14 protein-coding genes and 2 pseudogenes are annotated in these 19,981 nt (G+C 69.4%); 9 read left to right on the top strand and 7 right to left on the bottom strand.

Annotated features, from left to right (window positions below; genetic code table 11):
• Nucleotides 1-134: 134 nt before the first annotated feature.
• Both ACZ4RZ_RS32885 and ACZ4RZ_RS32880 read left to right on the top strand, forming a co-directional pair.
• Nucleotides 135-305 (top strand): hypothetical protein, encoded by a 171-nt coding sequence (locus ACZ4RZ_RS32885; RefSeq protein ID WP_467750182.1) that lies wholly within the window; start codon nucleotides 135-137, stop codon nucleotides 303-305.
• Between the two features lie 198 nt (nucleotides 306-503).
• The gene (locus tag ACZ4RZ_RS32880) at nucleotides 504-791 is read left to right on the top strand and encodes a hypothetical protein (RefSeq protein WP_467750181.1); all 288 of its coding nucleotides are present in this window, start codon (nucleotides 504-506) and stop codon (nucleotides 789-791) included.
• Nucleotides 792-1,093: 302 nt separating this feature from the next.
• Here the strand turns inward: ACZ4RZ_RS32880 and ACZ4RZ_RS32875 are convergent, their stop codons facing one another.
• Nucleotides 1,094-1,702, bottom strand: coding sequence for a TetR/AcrR family transcriptional regulator (locus tag ACZ4RZ_RS32875; protein ID WP_467750179.1), 609 nt, complete (start codon nucleotides 1,700-1,702; stop codon nucleotides 1,094-1,096).
• Nucleotides 1,703-1,886: 184 nt separating this feature from the next.
• On the opposite strand from ACZ4RZ_RS32875, the gene ACZ4RZ_RS32870 reads away from it, so the two are divergent.
• Nucleotides 1,887-2,975 carry an aldo/keto reductase gene (locus tag ACZ4RZ_RS32870; protein ID WP_467750178.1) on the top strand — a complete coding sequence of 363 codons (1,089 nt, stop codon included), beginning with the start codon at nucleotides 1,887-1,889 and terminating at the stop codon, nucleotides 2,973-2,975.
• Between the two features lie 491 nt (nucleotides 2,976-3,466).
• Nucleotides 3,467-4,207: a hypothetical protein gene (locus tag ACZ4RZ_RS32865; protein ID WP_467750177.1), complete on the top strand. Its 741-nt coding sequence runs from the start codon at nucleotides 3,467-3,469 to the stop codon at nucleotides 4,205-4,207.
• Nucleotides 4,208-4,398: 191 nt separating this feature from the next.
• Here the strand turns inward: ACZ4RZ_RS32865 and ACZ4RZ_RS32860 are convergent, their stop codons facing one another.
• The 3 genes and pseudogenes from ACZ4RZ_RS32860 to ACZ4RZ_RS32850 form a co-directional block, all read right to left on the bottom strand.
• On the bottom strand, nucleotides 4,399-4,965 hold the full coding sequence (locus ACZ4RZ_RS32860; protein WP_467750175.1) for a hypothetical protein: 567 nt from the start codon (nucleotides 4,963-4,965) through the stop codon (nucleotides 4,399-4,401).
• Nucleotides 4,966-5,785: 820 nt separating this feature from the next.
• Nucleotides 5,786-6,007 carry a hypothetical protein gene (locus tag ACZ4RZ_RS32855; protein ID WP_385079154.1) on the bottom strand — a complete coding sequence of 74 codons (222 nt, stop codon included), beginning with the start codon at nucleotides 6,005-6,007 and terminating at the stop codon, nucleotides 5,786-5,788.
• Between the two features lie 627 nt (nucleotides 6,008-6,634).
• Nucleotides 6,635-6,832: pseudogene (locus tag ACZ4RZ_RS32850) on the bottom strand (hypothetical protein); the annotation flags it as partial.
• Between the two features lie 32 nt (nucleotides 6,833-6,864).
• On the opposite strand from ACZ4RZ_RS32850, the gene ACZ4RZ_RS32845 reads away from it, so the two are divergent.
• Entirely contained in the window at nucleotides 6,865-7,662 is a 798-nt protein-coding gene (locus ACZ4RZ_RS32845; protein ID WP_467750173.1) for a hypothetical protein, read from the top strand.
• Nucleotides 7,663-7,836: 174 nt separating this feature from the next.
• On the opposite strand, the gene ACZ4RZ_RS32840 is transcribed toward ACZ4RZ_RS32845, so the two are convergent.
• Complete coding sequence (locus ACZ4RZ_RS32840) at nucleotides 7,837-11,136, bottom strand: FG-GAP-like repeat-containing protein (RefSeq protein ID WP_467750171.1); 3,300 nt, start codon at nucleotides 11,134-11,136, stop codon at nucleotides 7,837-7,839.
• A gap of 1,298 nt (nucleotides 11,137-12,434) precedes the next feature.
• Here ACZ4RZ_RS32840 and ACZ4RZ_RS32835 point away from each other — a divergent pair.
• Nucleotides 12,435-12,765 (top strand): annotated as a pseudogene (locus ACZ4RZ_RS32835) (cation:proton antiporter); the annotation flags it as partial.
• Between the two features lie 196 nt (nucleotides 12,766-12,961).
• Here ACZ4RZ_RS32835 and ACZ4RZ_RS32830 read toward each other — a convergent pair.
• The gene (locus tag ACZ4RZ_RS32830) at nucleotides 12,962-14,158 is read right to left on the bottom strand and encodes an LCP family protein (RefSeq protein WP_467750169.1); all 1,197 of its coding nucleotides are present in this window, start codon (nucleotides 14,156-14,158) and stop codon (nucleotides 12,962-12,964) included.
• A gap of 15 nt (nucleotides 14,159-14,173) precedes the next feature.
• Entirely contained in the window at nucleotides 14,174-16,273 is a 2,100-nt protein-coding gene (locus tag ACZ4RZ_RS32825; protein WP_467750167.1) for a bifunctional polysaccharide deacetylase/glycosyltransferase family 2 protein, read from the bottom strand.
• Nucleotides 16,274-16,843: 570 nt separating this feature from the next.
• On the opposite strand from ACZ4RZ_RS32825, the gene ACZ4RZ_RS32820 reads away from it, so the two are divergent.
• From ACZ4RZ_RS32820 to ACZ4RZ_RS32810, 3 genes are all read left to right on the top strand, one after another.
• Entirely contained in the window at nucleotides 16,844-18,175 is a 1,332-nt protein-coding gene (locus ACZ4RZ_RS32820; RefSeq protein ID WP_467750447.1) for a ferredoxin reductase family protein, read from the top strand.
• Nucleotides 18,176-18,219: 44 nt separating this feature from the next.
• On the top strand, nucleotides 18,220-18,822 hold the full coding sequence (locus tag ACZ4RZ_RS32815) for an FMN-binding protein (RefSeq protein ID WP_467750165.1): 603 nt from the start codon (nucleotides 18,220-18,222) through the stop codon (nucleotides 18,820-18,822).
• A 214-nt stretch (nucleotides 18,823-19,036) separates the two neighbouring features.
• Entirely contained in the window at nucleotides 19,037-19,624 is a 588-nt protein-coding gene (locus ACZ4RZ_RS32810) for a hypothetical protein (RefSeq protein WP_467750163.1), read from the top strand.
• The last annotated feature ends 357 nt before the right edge of the window (nucleotides 19,625-19,981 follow it).

Here is a 19,981-nt window from a genome sequence, read left to right as displayed (position 1 = left end):
AGGCACTGACAGATGGGAAGGCGGGGGATCCTCTCGCGCCGGATGGGGCTCGGGCGGGACGTTCGGCAGCGCGCGGACTTCTTCTCCGGCCCCCTCGGCCGCTCCCCCCACGCGCGTGGGGGGAGCGTAACGGCATGTCCATGACTGGTTGCCGTGCTTTGGCCGTCTGCGGGCCCGTGCCCGCCTGCAAGCAGAAGGTGCTGAAGGCCCAGCAGGTCGCCGGGATCGTCGCCGACCAGCACACGGTCCTGACGGCCGCCCACGCCTACACCGTGGAACGCGGCGTGCCCGTCGTCCGGATGTAGACCTCCGGGTCACGGCCGCTCGATGCGAACCGCGGGCGGGGTGGGGCGGTCGCTGAGGCCTGCTGGGCCCGGTCGTGGTGTTGGTGGAACCACGGGGCCGTGGGCGCTCGAGTGGTACGTTCCGCCGATCAGGTGTTACCTGGTGTGAGGGGAGAAACCGGTGGGGTGCGGATACCTCGGGGTAAAGGAGACCGAAATATGCACAGGATCCCGGTCATGCGAACCCTGGCCGCCGCCCTTCTCGCGGGCGGCGTCATCGTGGGAGCGGTCGCGAGCCCGGCCTCAGCCGCAGCAACCACCGACGGCGTGGCGTCGCTGTCACCCAGCAGCCTGGCCAACGGCGGGTGCCGGTTCGGTGGCGGCTTCAACCGCGGCTTCGGCTCGAACTGCGGTTTCGGATTCGGCAACTCGTTCGGGAACGCTGGGTTCTTCCCCTTCGGCGGGTTCGGCTTCAACAACACCCCCATAGTGGTCATCGTCCGCTGACGCGCCGACGGCGTAGAAGGGGACAGAAGAAGGGCCGCCGCGTCGCTGCGCGGCGGCCCTTCTTCGGGTTCGGCGGTGACTTGGGTTGACATGGTCGGCACGAGATTCGGGCGGAGTGCAGACTTTCCAAGTCTGTTGACGTGCGGCCGGGGTGTGTACAGGGGCGTTCACCTGTGTTCCAGGCGCGGCTGGCTCCTCGTGCCGCTGCGCTCTCCGCCTCCGTCCGAGCTCTCAAGCCACCGTCGCGGTCCAACTCCTTGGCCGCCTGGCGCACGGTCCCCCTGGCGCCGGTGGGCGCCGGCTCAGGAGTCGTCCCTCGCGCCCGGAGTGGCGGGGAAAAGCTGTTGGACTGCGTTGACGACGGCCGCTCGGCGGGCTGCCGTGTCGGTGTCGAGGGCCTGCTCGGCGGCCAGTCGGACCAGTTCCGGCTGTGCGACCCAGGTATTGGCGATCTGGTTGACGAGGGCAAGGACGTCGACCGGATCCCATGCCGGGTCCAGGTACCCGCCCCGCTGCCCTTCGCGGATTTGTTCGACCTTGTGGACGATGGCCGCCTGATAGGAGTCCTCCAGGTCGTCGAGGGAGGTCTCGCGTTCCAGGCGACCCCAGCTGATCAGCCGATGGTGCTCCGGGTGGGCGTTGAAGTAGTCGAAGAGCCGACCGGCGTACTCGGGCAGGTCGGTGGGGTCCATCGAGGTGGCCTCGACCACCGCCAGCAGTTCCCGGCTCGCGATGAAGGTGTAGAGCGCTCCCTTGCTGCGGAAGTGCGCGTAGACGCGTTCCTTGCTGGTCCTGGCTTCCTTGGCGATGCGGTCCACCCGCGCCCCGGCGATCCCGTACTGGGAGAACTCGGCCTTCGCCGCGGCGGCGATTCGTGCGCGCGTGGAGTCTGTGGGGTTCGGGTCGGTCATGATCCCAGAGTAGCGAACCAAACTGTTTGGTTTGACCCGGACTGCCGTGCCGGGTACGGTTCAAACCGAACCGTTTGGTTTGGCTCAAGAGGGTCAAGAGTGACGGGCGTGGCGCACAGGATGCCCGGCCCGCCGCACCTGACCGGCCCCTCCACAAGAGACACGCACCAGAAGAGAGCACGACATGAGTACGACTTTGCGTTCCTACGTCAGCCTTGGCCGCTCGGGGCTGCGGGTCAGCCCGTTCACCCTGGGCACGATGACGTTCGGGGAGGACCACGGCTGGGGTGCCAGTCCGGAGGAGTCGCGCGCCATCCTGACGGCCTACCTCGAGCGCGGCGGCAACTCGATCGACACCGCCAACATCTACACCAACGGACACTCCGAGAAGATCATCGGAGACTATTTCGCGCGCCGCCCCGAACTGCGCGACCGCGTGGTCATCGGCACCAAGTTCTTCGCCAACCTCTACGAGAACGACCCCAACGGCGGCGGACCCGGCCGCAAGGCGATCGTGCAGCAGCTGGAGAACTCGCTGCGCCGCCTGCAGACCGACTACGTCGACATCTACTGGCTGCACAACTTCGACCCGACCACCCCCGTCGAGGAAACCCTGCGAACCCTGGACGACCTGGTCCGCGACGGCAAGATCCGCTACGTCGGCTTCTCCGACGTGCCGGCCTGGGCCACCGCCGAGGCCGCCACCATCGCCCGGTTCCGCGGCTGGGCCCCGATCACCGCGCTGCAACTGGAGCACTCCCTGCTCGAGCGGACCGCGGAGGGTGAACTGCTTCCCATGGCCGAGGCGATGGGCATGGGCGTGATGGCCTGGAGCCCGCTGAAGAACGGGTTCCTGTCCGGCAAGTACTCCAGTGCCACGACCGCCCGCGTGGACACCGGCCGTGGGCAGCTGGTCGGCGCACCCAGCCGGAGCGACTACGTCGTCATCGATGCGCTCAACGACGTAGCCCGCGAGATCGGTGCCACTTCCGCCGCGACAGCGCTGGCCTGGGTGCAGGGCCGGACCGGGATCACCTCCACCCTCCTCGGCGCCCGCCGTCTCGACCAGTTCGAGGCCAACCTCGCCGCGCTCGACATCACCTTCACCGACGCCCAGCGCACCGCGCTCGACGACGTGTCCGCGCCCACCCTCAACTTCCCCGCCGAGAACAACCGGACGCTGGCGCGAGTGCTCCAGTTCGCCGGCGCCACCGTCGACGGGAACCCGTCGATCGTCTCCCCGCTGCTGCAGGTCAGCCCCACTCGCTACTGACGGCCCCGCAGCCGGACCCGCCACGGCAACCCGCCCTGGAACCAACGGCCCGGGCTCGATGACGACCACCGTGCCCGGCACCGAAAGGTCAGGGCCGCGGGGCAGTGTCGGGCACGTGTCGAGCAGGCGCCCTTCAGCAGCGCAGAGCGTCGCCCGCACTCTCGCACGATGCAGTGGACCGCCCTGATTGGTACGGGACTTGGCGCCGTGATCGGTGCCGGCAGCACCTTGGCGGCCGACCGCATGCGTTGGCGACGGGACACTCGTGAGCGGGAACGCGCGAAGCCACAGGTTCTGTACGCCGAATTCATCGAAGCTCTGTCGGGTGCGCGTGATGCCATCGACCAGGTCAGTAAGCAATCTCGTAGGCAAGCCACGGACCCTGCGGGGCTCGAACGTTCCCGGGGTCGGTCGCCTCCCACTCGCGTTCCTGATCACGCCAGGCCAGTGGGGCGAAGCCCGGACGGATCCTGGGCTCTACGATCCCGCGCATGACCAAGTTCTTCGTCACGGTGTGCCTGCCGCCGACCCCGCCACGGAAGCTTCCGAGTGCCATAGCGGCCGTCATGGCGCCGTATGACCTCAACCTCACCGACGACTGGAATCCGGTCGGCCACTGGGACTGGTGGGTCATCTACTCCGACACGGAGAGCCCCTACCTCACCCTGCCCGCGCACGACGGCGACCGTAGGCTCGTGACTGCCTCGACCGTTCCCCGAAGGAAGGCCGGCCTCGATGCCCTCGCGCCGCTGCAGTGCTACGGCGGACCTCGGGGTCTGCTCGATTTCGACGCCATGCGGCTGCGGGCGGTGAACAGGCATGACGCCCGGCTCGCCGCTTGGGAGGAACTTACCGCGCTGCATCCTCCGGCCCGCCCGCTGTCCGAGTTCGTCGCCCGCCACGAGTCCGATCCCGGTGGCTACTCCATGGCAGATGCCAAGCGAGAGCACCTGGCCCAGCCGCTGGTACAAGACGTGGCGCAGCGGGCCGTCTCGGGCGACCCACACTTCGACACGTCGTTCCTGGTCAATGACCCGGTCGCGTACTTCGCGCAGGAGCACGAGGAGGCCCGACAGTGGTCGGTCCGGTGTGCTGTGCCCGGCTTCGCCCTGGTCACCCTCGACGGCGTGTGGACGGACGCGGACAGCGACGGCTACTGGGAGCAGGCCAACAACTATCTCGACAGCCTCCATGCCGAAGCCGTCGTCGTCGACCTGCTCTGCCACAACTGATCAATGGCGGCCGTGACCTGCGGCTGTCAGGGCGGCTGTGACGTGCCACGAGGGTGTCCAGGTCACTCCAGCTACACGAGCCGAGCAGGTCAGCGGCGCATCTCGGCTGCGGCGAACCGCCGTTGACCGTGATTGACCGCCCGATGTGGCACGGCTGTGGCACGGCTGTGGCACGGCTCCGCCCCTCCGCTTCAGCGTCGACGGTTTGAGCGCTCGCGTCGGCGCCCCAGTAGCCTCGCCTGCTCGCTCTTCAGGTGGGTGAACCGGTCGCGGGTGTATTCCCTCAGCTCCCGGCCAGGGAACGATATGGGTGACAGGTGTTCTTCGTAATTGCCCTCGGCCCACTGCGCGGCGGTGATCTCGTATCCAGCGACATGCGCACAGAGCTGGAGCAGGGCCGCGGGCATCTCCTCCTCGATGAGGAGATCGGCCTTGGTGACCACCACGTCGCGCATTGCCTGAATGTTGGGGATGAAGATGGTGGTGGCCCATGTGCGCCACCGGGCGAGCTCCTGCTCGGTGGGAGGTATGTCGTGGTGGAAGGGATCGCGGCCGTCGGGGCGGGCGTACTTCTCAGAGAAGGTGTCGTAGGCACGGCTGTTGGCTTCCATCAGCGCGAACAGAGGGCCGTAGAAGTCGCTCAGCTGGATGTTGACCCGCGTCAGTCGGGCCTGCCTCTGCGCCAGTCGCAGTCCGTTGAGATAGGTCGCCAGGTAGCCGATGAACGCCAGCCCGACGGTCAAGATCACTGTGGCCATGAGAGGTGATCGTAGGCCGCTCCGACCGGATCATTGGTCCGGTTCCCCTCGTATCCCCCCGACCGCCCCGGCCACAGCGGGTTTCTCCCACCTCATGCCCGCGCGCCCGCGCCAGGTCCTCGGCTGGGATCTCTCCGTCCAGGCCGGGTGCTGCGACCAAGAGCCGTATGGGGGCGCTTACTCGTGCTGTGCGCCCGCTGGGCCGCCACAAGGCATTCCGGGTACTGCATGACGAGCTGCCACTCTGACGCGAGCGTCCCGGTGCCGAAGTCCCCGCCGCGGAAGGGGCTTCTGCAGCGGCCGCCTCCAGGCGGAGGGGAACATCACCCGGCCTCACCGAGGGAACAGCAGGCTGAGGGCTCAGGTCCGTGAACGCTTCCGGTGTGCGCCACGAAGTCGCAGGCCAGCGGCGCGATTTGGCAACCGTGAGCGGTGCCTGCATGGCATCTGTCAAGCGCTCGTGCCCCGCGCCGCCGGTGCCGGGGCGGCTCGTGAACGGGGCTGAATGAGACGGCTGCACTCCTCACCGCAGCACCGGAGACAGCTCGCGGGTAGCTGTCGAAACCTCCACTAGGCAGCCTTGGGGCGCTCCGCACGCGTGCCCGGGGTGGGCACCTGCGCATCCTCGGACGAGAAGATTTCGTCTTCTCCGAAGTCCGGGGCGTGGAAGGGGTTTGTCGTTGGAGGCGGCGATACTGCAGTGGAACGGCGGGGTTTCCCTTCCAGGGCAGAGAACAGCGAAGTCGGGTCGATGAGAGGTCTGCCTTTCGTTACAGGTCCCTGATGGGGCCTGGCGTGCCGTGACCGGGCACAAGTGGTCCTACAGCTTGGTCATCTTGGCGTACGGGCTCAAGATCCGCATCTGGGCCGAGCCGAAATCCACGAGCGCCGCGATGCCGTCCTCGATGCCGATTACCCGGCCGAGGCCGTACATGTCGTGTGTGACCTGGTCGCCCATGGCGAAGTGCTTGGGAGCCGGTGTGACCGGGGCCTTGAAGGGGCTGGTGGGCAAATGACGCTTCGGTGCTGCAGGCTTTGTCATGGCTCAGTATGCGCCTACGTGTATCAGGCTCGCTGTGGCCGTCGGCACAGCTCGGGACGGGAACATCCGCGTCACGCCGCTGACCTGGGGTTTCGAGACCTGGTGCGGTGAAAACCGACCGCAGGTCTCCTTCGCTGACAGTGGCTGACCTCCGCATCAGGCACGCGTATGCCTCGCTGCACCCCCACTGTCGTCAGCCACGCTGTCGGCTTGTGTCATCGGCGAGAGACGGACGCGTCAGTCGATCCGTAACGAGAACTCCAGACGCGCTTCAGCAGGCGCCGCCGCGATGTGTTGCTTGCCCGCCCTGGCCAGAGACGACGTCCACTGCTTCCCGCGCCGCCTCAGGGCTCCTTGCAGAATGACCTTCTTGTGGCACGGTGGAGATGGATGTGTTCCCGTGCTTGGGGGTGACCATGGCACGGCGAAAGCGGTGGGAGGTCAGTGACGAGCTGTGGGCGGTGATCGAGCCGCTGCTGCCGAAGCAGGATGATGCCTCACTCTGAAGGAACCACGAATCCATGCTCATCGGTGACATCGACATCCACCCCATCTCCGACGGAACCTTCCGAGCTTCACCCGCCTACTTCGGCGACCACGCTCACCCCGACGGCCACGAGGACCTCTTCACCCGCCACGGCTTGGCCTGGCTCCCCATCGGCTGCTTCCTCGTACGCACCGGCGACCGGACAATCCTCGTCGACGCCGGCAGGCGGCGATGCATTCGAAGCCCCGGTCGCGGTGCAGGAGGGTCAGTCCCTGCAGTTCGGCCGTGGCGGCCACCACGAGGTCGACGGGCCCGGCGCTGCGGTGCTGTCCGCGCTGCTGTGTCGTACCCGCGTGCCACACTGCGGCCCATGTCACTCGCTGATCTCACTTTCGACCAGTGGCGGTCCTTCGAGTTGCCCACCGCACGCCGCGTCGCCCAGGAGGCCGCCGACCTCGTGAACGGCCGGTTGATCGGCGTAGAGACAACGGAGCATCTCGGCGCCCCGCTGCACCGCGTCCGGATCGAGCGGAACGGGCAGGAGTTCGCCCTGATACCCGAAGGCCCGGTATCCCTCGGCTTCGACCTCGACACCTGGCAGCCGACCCCGGAGCAGATCGCCGACTACGCCGAGAGCCAGGAACAGGGCTTCGACTACGAACCCGATCTGCGGGCCCACCTCGCACAGGTGCTGAGCCCACGCCGAAGCGTCGACCTCGTCACCGTGCTCATGGCCGTGGAGGACGAGAATCTGACCGAGCTGCCTGCTGACATGCCCGCTGTTCTGGCAGCTCGTGGCCTGCGGATGCCGAGCTCCGACGAGTGGGAACATGCCTGTGGCGCTGGGGCGGGCACCCTGTTCCGATGGGGGAACGACTGCCCTCTCGACCGCATCCCCTACGGGGACCCCACCGGTCCGCAGAACCAGCTGAATGCTTTCGGCCTGCGCATCGCCTACGACACGTACCGCACGGAGCTGACGAGCGATGGCGCTGCGGTCCACGGTGGAGACGGTGGCGAGTCGGTGTGCGGCGGCTACGGCCACATGTTGGCGTGGCTGCCCCTGGCCACCGCCAACCGCAGCCCTTCCATGGTTGAGTTCGTGTACGGCCCGGACGGAGAAGACCTCTGCGAGGACTTCTCCGTCCGGCCGGTGCTTACGCTCTGAGCCCGCGGAACTCCGCCCACACGCAGGGCGCTTCAGCCCGGCCAAGGCCGCCGGGTGCAACGCTGGGGAACCTGCCCCGCAGGCGGAGGCCCGGCAGTTCGCAGAGCGGGCGAACTGCCGGGCCCGGGCCCAGGGACCTGGGCCCAGCAGCGGGCGACACGACGTCGCTGTTCCTCATACGACGGCCTTGTACCCCTGCCAGCCCGTCGCGATCTTCGTACGGCCGCCGAACGACCCCTTGCCGTCACCACTGTTGCGGTACAGGTTGCCGCTGGTGTCGCGCGAGACGAGGTCCGTCCTGCCGTCGCCGGTGATGTCGCCGACTCCGACGACCGCGTTGTAGGAAGCGCCCCAGTTCGAGAACACCTTCACGCGGGCCTTGAAAGTGCCGCTGCCGGTGCCGTCGTACCGGTACAGGTTGTTCGACGTGTCCTGGGCGAGGAGGTCGCCGATGCCGTCGCCGTTCAGGTCACCGGCCCCGACGACCTTCTTGTACGTCTTCCAGTTGTCGTACAGCTTCACGCGCGCCGACAGCTTGCCCGTACTGGTGCCCTTGTACAGGTAGACCGTGCCGGTCGAGGCGTTGCGGGCGATCAGGTCCGGGCGACCGTCACCGCTCACGTCACCCGGCGCGGTCAGCACGTCGTACTGGCCCCAGCCGGAGGTACCGAGTGAGGTGTACGGCGTCGAGGGCGTCGCCGCCTTGCCGCAGGAGGGGCGGTAGGCGCGGAGGGCGCCGCTGCTCAGCCGGACCAGGACGTCGTTGCACCGGTCGCCGCTGAGGTCGCCGAACGGCACGAACTTCGCGGTGGTCGGCCAGCCGGCGCCGGAGACCTTGCTGCCCAGCGTGCCCGTGCCGGTGCCGCGCTGGATGGTGAGGGTGCCGGAGGAGTTGAGGGTGAGGACGTCACCGACGCCGTCGTTGCCCGCGTAGTCGCGCGGTGCCGCCGCTCCGGCCGTCACCGCGAGGTTGCCGGAGAGGCTGAGGGCGGCGCCCTGGCCGTCGGCGGGTTGGGCGGTGAGCGTCCAGGTGTAGGTGCCGTTGGTGACGAGGCGGCCCGCGGAGTCCTTGCCGTCCCAGGCGGCCGTCAGCAGACCGCGGGCGGCGGAGCCGGACACGGTACGCACGGTGGCGCCGGACGCCTTGTGGCGGACGATCACCTTCCAGGAGGCGGCGGGCTTCGACAGCCACCAGGTGCCGGACCAGCTCGCGGCCCCGGGGGTGACCGTGGAGTCGATGGCCGACAGTGCGGATGCCGGAACGCCGGTCGGCACGAGGTGGACGCGCTGCTCGTCGTCGGCATAGGCGACACCGCCGCCGAAGCGGTCCACGGTCCAGCTGGTGCGCACCCCGCTGACCCCGGTTCCGTACCGGCCGAGTTCGGTCCAGTTGACGAGCTTGCGGCTCGGCAGGTCGGTGTAGGACCCGCTGGACGGCAGACCGCCGTGCAGGTCGATGAGCGTCAGCCCGCTGTCGGAGTTGGTGCCGCCGACGTGTTGGACGAGGTAGCCGTCTCCGAGGAGGACCCTGCTGGCCGGGGCGGTGGCGGTGAGCTTGGTCGTACGGTCGTAGACGCCCGAGCCCTGGACGTCGCCCCAGGCGTCCACGCAGGTCCAGTACACCCAGCGGCCCACGGCCTGGAGGTCCGACGGGGTGCAGCCATTGCGGGTGGTGAAGGACTCCGCGGCGGTGCCGGACGGGAGCCGGGTGGCCGTGACCTTGCCTCCCGTGGCCGCGCCGCTCCACAGGGTGTTGCCCCAGACGGCCGCGGCGACCCGGTCGCGCTTCTGAAGGACCTTGCCCGCCGAGGCGTCGGGGAACTCGCCGATGTACTGGGTGCCGGAGGAGGCGCCGTCGACGACCGCGTACCGCCCGGAGAGGTCCTTGAGCTCCGGGCTGTCGTCGCCCGTGTCGAGGGTGGGGCCCCAGGTGGTGGCGCCGTTGGTGCGCAGCATGGTCAGGCCGGACTCGGTGGCGTCGCGGCGGCCGTGGTGGCCGGTGCCGTCGGCGAACATCGGGATGCAGCGGGTGGCGTCGGCGGAGCAGTCGCCGTCCCACCCGCTGACCAGCCCGTCCACGGTGGTTTTGGTGACGCTCGGGCTGCCGCTCGTGGTGAGCCAGGTGCTGCGATAGGCGCCGAGAATCGTCTGGGGCTCGTACAACGTGCTGTTGTCGGCCGTGGTGAGGATGCCGCTGCCGAGCGAGATGCCGTTGATCTGCGCGGGCATCGGCTGCACGGCGGTCAAGCGGCTGCGGGTGACCGAGCCGTCGGCGGCCGGGGCGATTCGGTACACGCCCCAGTCGAGGTCGCCCCGCTCGACGTACTGCGCGGCGCCCGCCACGAGGACCGAGCCGTCCGGCGCCTGGACGATCTGATGGGCGGCCGGGTCCATGACCTTGGTCAGGTCGGTGTCCGTGCCGTCGGACGTGAGGGCCCACAGCGGCTGGCCCCGGTACTTATTGTCGCCGGGCGACACCGGTTCGACACCGAGCAGCTTGTCGCCGACGATCCCGTACGCGGCTTGGTAGGTCAGGGCGCCCGTGTCGAAGGTACGGGGCGCGGCGGACAGGTCGTCGCGGTCGTACATGTCCACCTTGCCGCGCCCAGTGCGCAGCCGCAGCACCGAGTCGGCACCCAGCCGGAAGCCGGTCACCTCCCAGCCGTCCTGCGGGTTGACCCGGTCGGGCAGCGCGCTGAGCGCGCCGGTGGCAAGGTCGACGATGCCCCAGTGGCCCCAGCTTTCCTCGCTGTCGCCGGTGTTGTAGCGGAGGATGACGGACCGGGCGTCGCCGTCCTCGACCACCACGTTGGACGCGCCCTCCGGCAGCCCGGTCACGGGCGTCTCAGCGACCCCGCCCCCGTCCTGGACGCGCCACAGCTGGTAGGCGTTCGGGTTTCCGCTGACGCCGCTGGTGCTGGTGAGGACGGTGCTGCCGAAGGTGCCCCGGTAGGTGTGGTAGTCGGGCACGGGCACCACGGCGGTGCTGCCCGAGGTGCCCGCGCCCTGGAGGAGGGTGACTTGGGAGGCCTCCTCCGAGTAGAGGGCGACGGTGTCGGACCCGTCCCCGTAGTAGCCGGGCTGGAAGGACGCGGCCTCACGGAAGTAGCCGTTGTCGATGTCGTACTGCACCGGGACGTCCAGCCGCTTGTCCAGTGCGGTCGTGGTGCCGGTGGCGTAGTCCGTCCACAGGAACCGGTCGTCGCCCTCCTGGGCCCAAAGGAAGCCGCTGGTCCCCGCGTTGAGGATCTGCGTGGCCCTGGGGACGGCACGCGGGGCGGCAGGCAGCACGACCTCGCCGGCCGCGGCTGCCGACAGCGGAGCGGCTGCCGCCGAGGACGGTACAGCGGCGAGCGGAAGGCCGAGACTCAGTGCCGTCGCCAGGACGGCGGCGGTACGTGTCGCCGACGTGCCGAGGCGTGCTGAGCTTGAACCAAGAGCCTGTCTGTGTCGGCGTCGGCCGAGTCGTGCCACCGTTCCTCCTGAAAGGCAAGAAGAAGGCATGGCGGGACGTACGGCAACGCCCTGGCACTTCCCCCGGCCCCCCGGCCGCTCCCCCCACGCGCGTGACGGGGAGCCTAACAGCATGTCCATGACCGGCCATCGTGACCTACCGTCTGCGGGCATGCTGCTCCGGGCGACGGCTGCGCAGAGCCTGGCGGAAGCCCCGCGACGGTGCGTCGGACCCTGACCTGCGACTGTGCCGCGAGCTCCCGGTGCCCAAGTTCAGTCCACCGACGGCGACTTGGGTGGCTGCCGCGTTCGAGGCACACGAAACGTCATTTAGCCCGCCGGGGAACGGCAGGCTGAGGGCTCTCCCCCCGGGAAGGGGGCGGCCGACGCCCCGAATTCGCAGGGCAGCGACATTTTTCGGCATCGGGAGTGATGCGCGTACGGCACCTGCCAAGCCCTGCCAAGCCCTGCCAAGCACTCGTGCCCTCCGTGTGCCCGTTCTTCCTGCGCTTGCCGGGTCGAAACCGATGGAGAATTCCCACCAATACACAAGCCCCAGGCCGCTGACCTGGGGCTTCGAGAAGAGCGGTTGACGAGAATCGAACTCGCGCTCTCAGCTTGGGAAGCGACGGCGCTTGGGGAGCCGGATAACTTCTGACCTGGGCGTACGTGCTCTGGTGTGGCGCCCGGGAGCGTGGGATCGAACCGTTGTTGAGCATGGTTCACCGGTCCTATGGGCACGCCATGGGCACGCCGTCGTGTCAGAGAAGTGGAGGGGGGCCTCTCGGGGGCTGACGGGCGGCTGAGCAGCGGAAGCGAGCGTCGGCCGGAAGGCAGCCGTTGCGGGAGCACCGGAGGAGAGATCGCCGACGGCCTCGGCCTTGTCGTTTGGATCAGGTTGGCTGTGAGGGGTGGTGTGCTGCCGGGGATGTGTCGCTGCGGGCAGTGGCGCCGGACGCGGTAGCTGCGGGTGGGGGGTGTCTGTGCCACGCCGGGTTCGCCAGGACAGGGAACCAGGCGACTCCTCGGCTGCCCGCCGCTGCTTCGAAGCGGCTGTGTCAGTGCCTCCCCTTACGGTGTGCTCATGACTCCTGAGATGTGGGACCGGTTAAGTCCCTTCCGTAATCCGTCTCTCGGGGATCCTCCGGCATGCGCGTACTGATCAGTGACTGCCGATCAGTTCGCCGCTGAGCGTCTTGTCTTCCCGGGTCTGCGGCCCTCGTCACACCTCCTTGGCCTGGCCGGTCCAGCAGCCGAGCGCCGATGACGGCCGTCTGGAGCACGTAGCGGTGGGCCGGGTCCGAGGGGTTGGCACCGGTGTCACCGCCTGCACGAAGATCGTCACCGGCCACTGGGCTGCGAGATGCGCCGGAACCTCCGCCACGGCCGCCGGCGCACGGGAGGCGCGCTGGTCGCCCGCGGTGAGTTCTCCATCGTCATCGCCGGCCTCGCGCAGTCACCGTCGGCATCGAACCCGCCCTGGGCCCCCTGGCCACCGCATCCGCCCTGATCCTGGTCGTCCTCGGCCCCCTCACCGTCCGCTGCACCGAACCCCTGGCCACCCGCCTGTCCGGCCGCCGCCGCAAGCCCGCGGCCATGGCCGGCGCCGAGACCCCGGGTGACGTTTCACGTCTGCCGTGCACTCTGTGAGTACCGAGTCCGCGCCCCACAGGTCGACGGCGACCGCCCGGCCGGACGTCGGTGACGCAACCACTCCCCGAACCTCTCTCCGCGCCGCCCTTGACTCCCCCCGAGAGCGGCATGGAGAGGGGCCCGGGGCGGCCGGGGCTCCGCCACGCACGGGGACCCGGCCGCCCCACACACCCTTCGGACCGGCAGCGGCCGGTCAGCCCTTCTCCTCGATGCTCACCGGCCGGTCGTTGCGCAGTTCGGTGAAGAGCCTCTTCGCCTTCGCCGCGTCCCACTTCACCGCGTCGCCCTTCGACGTGCTGATTCCGCGGCCGGCCACGGGGACGTTGAGCTGCCTGCCGCCTCCGGACGAGACGCTCCTCATCGCCTGGAACAGCGAGACGAGGGTGCGCAGTTCCATGTCCTTGTCCACCACGAGGTTGTCCAGCGCCGCGCCCAGAAGGGGATACGTCCGGAACGGATTGAGCGCGGTACCCGGTGTGGCCGCCTTGTGGGCGAGCGCGGCGAGGAACTTCTGCTGGTTCCTGCTGCGCCCCAGGTCGCCCTGGGCCTCCTGGTGCCGCTGGCGGACGAACGCGAGCGCCTGGGCGCCGTCCAGGGTGTGGCAGCCCTTCGTCAGGTCGAGACCCGACTTCTTGTCCTTGATGTTCCGGTCCACGCACATGTCCACCCCGCCGACGGCATTCACGACACCGACGAAGCCGCCGAAGCCGATCTCCGCGTAGTGGTCGACGCGGAGGCCCGTGTTGAGCTCGACGGTCCGCACGAGCAGCCGGGCGCCGCCCAGGGAGTAGGCCGCGTTCAGCTTGTTCTTCGCCGGGCGGTGCCGCTTGCCGGTGTCGGGGTCGAGGTACGACGGGAGGGTCACCCACGAGTCGCGGGGCAGGCTCACCATCGTGGTGCCGTGGGCGCCGGTGTGCAGCAGCATCATCGAGTCGGTGCGGCCACCGCCGCCACCGCCGGCGTGCAGATCCTTCCTGGTCTGTTCGGACAGGCCGTCACGGCTGTCGGAGCCCACGATGAGGTAGGTGGTCCCCTTCCCCTGCGGCGGACGGTCCGCGACCTTGCCGAGGTCGACCGCCCGGTCGAGCTCGAAGTCGGCCCATGCGTACGTGCCGCCGCCGGCGAGGAGCAGCGCGCAGAGGAGGAGTGCCAGCAGGCGGGCGATACGTCGCCGTCGGCTGGGGCGTACCCAAGGGGGCCGCGTGCTGCGGGTGTGACCGCCGCCGGGCCGCGCCTCGTACGGGCTCGGAACGTGTTCCTCGTACGGCCGTGTCCGTTCCGTCTGCTGTGTCTGCAGCGTTTGTTGCGTCTGTGCGATGACCTGTCCTGTGATCACTCGGGGCGCCGGTGTCTCCCCGTTCCAGTCATTCCAGTCATTCATGTCATCCATGGGTCCACCCCCTGATCACCTCGACGACAACTCCCGTGCGGCGACCGGCTGTCTGAGCTGTTCGGTGGCGGCCGTCCCGGAACGCTGCATGCGGTGCCACTTCAGCCGGGTGCCGCCCAGGAGGGCGAACACGGACTGGATGACGACCAGATACATCAGCTGCCGGTAGACGAAGAGCTGGAACGGCATCGACCACAGGGCCCGCAGCCTCTCCCCGTCGAGCCGCAACGCGTAACCGGCACAGAGCAGTTGGACGGCGAGGAAGGCGAACCACACCCCCAGCGACTGCATGTGGTCCTGGAAGAGCACTCCGTACAGCGCGAAGAGGTCGACGACCGGCGCGATCAGCGGCAGGACCACCTGAAAGAGCATCAGGTACGTCAGTCCGCGGCGGGCGAAGCGTCCGGACGGGCCCACTTCGAGGACGGCTCGGCGGTGCTTCCATATCGCCTGGAGCGTGCCGTAGCACCAGCGGTAGCGCTGCCGCCACAACTGCCGCAGCGAGGTGGGCACTTCGGTCCAGGCGACGGCCGACTCCTCGTAGACCACCCGCCAGCCGGCCCGCCACAGGGCCATCGTGAGGTCGGTGTCCTCGGCGAGGGTGTCCTCGCTGACCCCGCCGACGCCCAGCAGCCCGTCCCGGCGGAAGGCGCCGATGGCTCCCGGGACCGTCGGCATGCACTCCAGCACCTCGAACATCCGCCGGTCGAGGTTGAAGCCGAAGACGTACTCCAGGTGCTGCCATCTGCCCAGCAGCCCGCGCCGGTTGCCGACCTTGGTGTTGCCGCTGACCGCGCCGACGGCCGGGTGGGCGAGCGGCTGGATGAGCCGGTACAGGGCGTCGGGCTCGAAGACGGTGTCCGCGTCGACCATCACGACGATGTCGTACGAGGCGTGCGCCAGGCCGGTGTTGAGCGCGGCCGCCTTGCCCGAGTTGGGCTGCCGGATCACCCGCACCCGGGGGTCGTCGATCCAGGTCGCGAGGTCCGCCGTCCGATCCGTCGACCCGTCGTCGATCACGATGACCTCGAGGTACGGGTGCGTGGACGCGAGCAGTGAGTGGACGGTGGACTCGATGCCGGCCTCTTCGTTGTACGCCGGTACGAGCACCGTCACGGGTGCGCCGACCTCCCGCAGCCACGGCGAGCCGGGGCGGAAGCGGGTCAGGCGCCGGACATGGGCGCGCGCGAAGACCGTCAGCATGACAAGCCGCAGCACGCCCAGGAGGCCCAGCGCGAGCAGCACCCAGGTCATGGCGTTCGTGAAGGCGTGACCGGCGGTCGTGGTCCAGATCAGTGCCTTGCCCTGCCACCGTTCGGCGGTGGACACCCGGGTGTCGGCCGGGGGCATGCCGAGCGCGTCCGTCACGGTGGTGAACCGGTCGGCGTGCCGGTTGCCGAGCAGGTCCTTCGTCTCCTGGTACGCCAGGTCCGTCTGGCTGAACTGGCGGACCATGCCGTACTTCGGATCACGGTCGGGCCGGTCCGCGGCGACCAGCGCATAGCCGTCCGCGGCGGCACGCCGGGCCGCCGTCCACTCGGCGCCGCACAGCGTGTCCACCTGGGAGGTCAGCGGCATCCGCAGCAGGTCGGTGCGGATGCCCGCCGAGCCGGCGAGGGTCTTCTGGGTGAGTGTCAGCTCCATCGCGCTGCGCACGCGCGACGAGGAACCGAGGTCGGCCCCGGTGTAGGTGTTCGAGCCGATCTCGTGGCCCTCGTCGAGGATCCGCCGCACCAGCTCCGGATGGCGGGCCGCCTGCGCACCGAACAGGAAGAAGGTCGCGTGCGCATGATGCCTGCGCAGCAGGTCGAGAAGGCGCGGGGTCCATACGGGGTCGGGTCCGCCGTCGAAGGTGAGCGCGACGGTGCGTGCGGGCACGGCCGAGGACTCGACGTCGTCCCCGCTGATACGGCGCAGGACCGGACCGCTTTCGTCCACGGTCTTGGGCGCGGGCCCGGTGCAGGGGATGCGTGACTTGGCCGCGTCGACCTCATGGGTGGTCCAGCCCTCGAAGAGCAGGGCGGCGAAGACGACGGACAGGGTCAGGGCCAGCAGCCGCCAGTGACCGCGGGGCTCGCGGGAACGGGCGTGCCGACGTCGTGCCGAACGACTCACACCACGCTCCCCGGAGTGACGTTAATCACAGCTGAATCGGTGGTTGTTCGGCGGGAGCTGGGGGCGGCCGTGAGTGCTCCGAGGGCAGTGCGGACGGGTGGGTCGGGCTCGTGCCCGAGACCGCATGCCCCGGTGGGAGACGTCGATCTGACGGCGCGGACAACGACGAGTGCGGTGGCACTCCACGTGCTCTTCACAAGGGTGCCGAAGGTGTCGGCACCCGATGAAGGGGCGTGCGTTATCTGCTGGTTTGTCTTCCTGCCGAGCTGTTGCATGGGCGGCGAGTGTAGTCACGGGCGATGCCGTGGGTGTGTCCGAAACGAACAAGGCGACCACCGTGCCACGGAGGGTGTGACGCTCGGCCCTGCCAGTGCGCTGGACTAGGTGGATATGGGGAAGTGGGCCCCGCGGGCCCTCCCCGGAAGTGGATCTCCTGGAGGTCGCGCCCCGTCCTGACCGACTGTTTTCGGCCATCCGGCCGGTGTACGGTGCCGGGGCACCGAAGTCGGCAAAGGGAAGAACTGCCTTGTGACGACGATCCAGCACAGCCGGGCGGGAAGACGGCAGGCCATGCGCCGGATCCGGCCCCGGCGCTCTCCCGCGGCACCGCTGCTGCTGCTCGCCTGGACGGGCGCCGCCGCCGTGCTGTGGCTGTGGTGGCACAACACACCCGCCGTCCCCGCGACCACCGCCGACCGGCTGGTGAACGCGGGCCGGATCACCGGACTGCTCGCCGGCTATGCGATCGCCCTGGTGATCGCCCAGATGGCGCGCGTCCCGGCCCTCGAGCGCCGCGTCGGGTCCGACCGTGTGGTGCGCTGGCACGCGAGAAGCGGCCGCTACGCGCTGACCCTGACCCTCGCCCATGTCGTGCTTGTCCTGTACGGATACACGCTGCAGGCGGACACCGGCATCGTGGCGCAGACGGTCACCGTCGTCACCGACTACCCACACATGATCGAAGCGGCCGTCGGCACGCTGCTGCTGCTCCTCGTCGGCTTCGTGTCCGCCGGTGCCGTACGGCGCCGTATGCGCTACGAGCTCTGGTACTACCTGCACCTGCTCACCTACGCAGCGGTCTACCTCGTCTTCTGGCACCAGCTCGCCACGGGCAACGAGTTCGTCGGTGACGCCACCACCCGTACGGCCTGGTACGCCCTGTACGTCGCGGTCGGTGCCCTGCTGCTGTGGTACCGCGTGCTCACCCCGGTGCGGCTCAACCTCCGGCACCGCATGCGGGTCGAGTCGGTCGTGCAGGAGGCGCCGGACGTGGTCTCCGTGCTGATCCGCGGCCGGCGGCTGCACCGGCTGGGCGCCGAGGCGGGGCAGTTCTTCCGCTGGCGGTTCCTCGCCAAGGGGCTGCGGTGGAGCGCCAACCCGTACTCGTTGTCGGCGCCGCCCCGCCCCGACCTGCTGCGGATCACTGTCAAGGCCGTCGGCGGGCACAGCGCGGCGCTGGCCGGGCTCAGGCCGGGCACACGCGTGTGGGCGGAAGGGCCATACGGGGCGATGACCGCCGCCCGACGCAGCCGCGGCAAGGTGCTGCTGCTCGCGGGAGGGGCGGGCATCACCCCCCTTCGCGCCCTGTTCGAGACGCTCCCCGGGGCACCCGGGGACCTGACGCTGCTCTACCGGGCCCGCACGGAGGAGGAACTGGCGCTGCGGGACGAACTGGAGGCGATCGCGGACGCACGCGGAGCGCAACTGCTGTACGCGGTCAACAGCCCGGACGGGCGACGGCCCGCGATCACCTCGAAGAAGCTGCGCCGCATCCTGCCGGACATCGCGCGACACGACGTGTACCTGTGCGGACCGCCGGGACTGGCCGAGGAGTCGTACGCCGCACTCCGCGAGGCGGGCGTCCCGCACCGCCATATCCACCACGAGTCCTTCGAGTTCTGAGGCGGCGCCGTGACACTTCGTCCTGCTGATGCGCTGGTGCTCCCGTGAGAAAGAAGCATCCGTTCCGCCACGCGCTGCTGGCCACCGTCGGCACTGTCTCCGGCATCGTGCTGCTGCTCGCGCTCAAGCCGACCACGGACCCGTCGCTGACTCAGGCCGAGCCCGCGATCACGCCGAGCGCCGCCGCGTCCGCCTCCCCGTCGGCGTCCTCGAACTCCCCGTCCGCGCCACCCTCGCCGTCGAAGAAGCCCAAGAAGAAGCACCAGTCCTCTCCCTCGACCACCGCGCAGCCGTCGCACACGACGTCCGCCGCCCCCGCGAGAACGAGCAGCGCCCCCTCCGCACCGAAGACCACCTCGGCCGCCCCCACCACCCGTACCGTCACCGGGTCCACGGCCCAGACGAAGTACGGCCCGGTCCAGGTCCGGATCACCCTCACCGGCAGCAGGATCACCGGGGCGACCGCCGTCCAGTCTCCGGACGAGACGGCGCGGAGCAGGGACATCAACTCCACGGCCGTCCCCAAGCTCAACCAGGAGACGCTGCAGGCGCAGAGCGCGAACATCGACACGGTGTCAGGTGCCACGTACACCAGCGCGGGCTACCGACAGTCCCTGCAGAGCGCCCTGGACCGGGCCGGCGCCTGACACATCGACCAATCGACCTCATTGACCGATCGACCACGGACGCGGACGGGTCGGCGGAGGGCTTCCCGGCGCCGGCCGCGCGGTGCGTCGCCCCCGCCCCCGTGGCCGCCTGCCGCTCCGCCGTGTCGTCCCCGCCGAACGGCGCGCGCAAGGTGAGCGCCACGACTCCCAGCGCGGCGGCCACCACGACGGAGGCGATCAGCACCGTATGGCGATGCATGAGCCGACGGGGCCGACGCGGCGGCGCGAGCGCGCCCGGCACGTCGACGACGACCGGCTCACCGTTCTCCTCGCCGACGCCGGCGACCCGGCCGGATACCCCCGTTGCGCCGGGGAGGGCGGCACCTGCTCGGTCCCCGCCTACAACCACGACGTGGCATACGGCGCGGGCGGCAACTTCACCCACCAGGTCACCACCGGCGCTGTCGCCTGCACCAGCGCCCACTTCGGCGGCGACCCCGTCTACGGCACCGCCAAGTCCTGTTACGTCGCGCCCGCCGGTGTACCGGCCGGCGGCTGGGCCAAGTGCGCTTCCCAGAACGGCACTTGCTCGACCGTCGCGGGACAGCCCGCGATGTACGGCGCCTACGGCGCGTTCAGCACCATCACCGCCACCGGCAACACCCCCTGCACCGACGCGACCTTCGGCGACCCCGTCTACGGCCAGTCGAAAGACTGCTACACGGCCACCGGCGGCCCGGTGGGCTACAGCAAGACCGCCTGCGCCGCCCTGGTTGCCGCATTCGGTGACCAAATGCTGCGGATGCCGGCAAGCGGTGATCAGGGCAGTACCGCGGCGTAGACGACCCGAAGGCTTTGGGGTGCATGCGGGGTACCGTCTGGCAGCGTTCGTTGGGGAACGGCAGGCTGAGGGCTCTCTCTACGTGATCTTGCATGGCTTGGCGTGAAACCACAGGTCAGCGGTGTGCGCCGGTATGGGGGCAGCGGCAGGATGGTCCCAACCAAGCGTTTGTGCCCTCCGCGTGCCCAATCCTCGAGCACGCCCTGTGGTGAAAAACGCCGGAAAGCCAGGGGCAAAACGCAAACCCCAGGCCGCTGACCTGGGGTTTCAAATGGAGCGGGTGACGAGAATCGAACTCGCGCTCTCAGCTTGGGAAGCGATGGCGCTTGACTGGCCCGTCTACCTCTGACCTGCGGA

It is taken from the genome of Streptomyces sp. NPDC027189 (assembly GCF_055566975.1).
Note: the sequence above shows the minus strand (reverse complement) of the source record. Positions and strands in the feature narration are given on the sequence as shown.